Annotated in this window: 1 protein-coding gene; it reads right to left on the minus strand. The window is 31.3% G+C overall.

Annotated features, from left to right (window positions below; translation table 11 throughout):
- Positions 1–131 precede the first annotated feature (131 nt).
- Positions 132–488, minus strand: coding sequence for a plasmid mobilization relaxosome protein MobC (gene mobC / locus DW862_RS24295; protein WP_004295357.1), 357 nt, complete (start codon positions 486–488; stop codon positions 132–134).
- Positions 489–722: the final 234 nt, after the last annotated feature.

Consider the following 722-nt stretch of genomic DNA (forward strand, 5'->3'; position numbering starts at 1 on the left):
CTTTTATGATGCAGCCGTTTTCCTGTATTCAGGTATAGAGAGAAACGACACAAAGAACTTTAGGGAAAAGAAATAGTAATGCTGTCTTTATCACTAAATTTATATATATATCAATATTATATATACATATATTATTTGATTGACATCAACTTACGCCAAGTAACATTCAATTTATCTTGCATAATCACATACTCTGCCATTTTCTTTTCTACCTCATTAAGAACCTCTTGATTAACTTCTTCCTTATGAATATTTACATACCTAGCCAACTGATTTATATTATTTCCTATACGTTTCATTTCCAAACAAATTTCATCCATTGAACGAATAAATTCTTTAGGGTCAATAAGACCAACTCCTTTCCTAAAGACTCTCTGTCTAAAATAATCTGACATACATTTGCTAGATTTAGAAGCTTTAGTTAGTTCTTCATATTCTAAATTCGTTAAGCGAACTTTCACTATTCTATCTCTTTTATTTGCTTTCATACTATGATACTAAATAATATATGCCCCCAAGTTGCGAGGGGGCTAAACTCCTGATTTATCAGGCAAGATTTGGTTTTTGTGGACACAAAAACACATCTTGCTATTAATTTCTACAAACGCAAATATATAAATTACTAAACACCCTTCCAAACAAAAGGGAAAAGAATACAATTAGATAAGTTTTTTGGTATCATAATAATGTTCTCTTATCGTCCATGCCGGGCAGAACCCGGA

This window comes from Bacteroides sp. AM37-9 (assembly GCF_003603455.1).
In the GTDB taxonomy this organism is placed as follows: domain Bacteria; phylum Bacteroidota; class Bacteroidia; order Bacteroidales; family Bacteroidaceae; genus Bacteroides; species Bacteroides xylanisolvens.

What these genes read in the sequence shown, in the direction of transcription:
- mobC (WP_004295357.1), bottom strand. Translation starts at nt 488, where the DNA reads ATGAAAGCAAATAAAAGAGATAGAATAGTGAAAGTTCGCTTAACGAAT.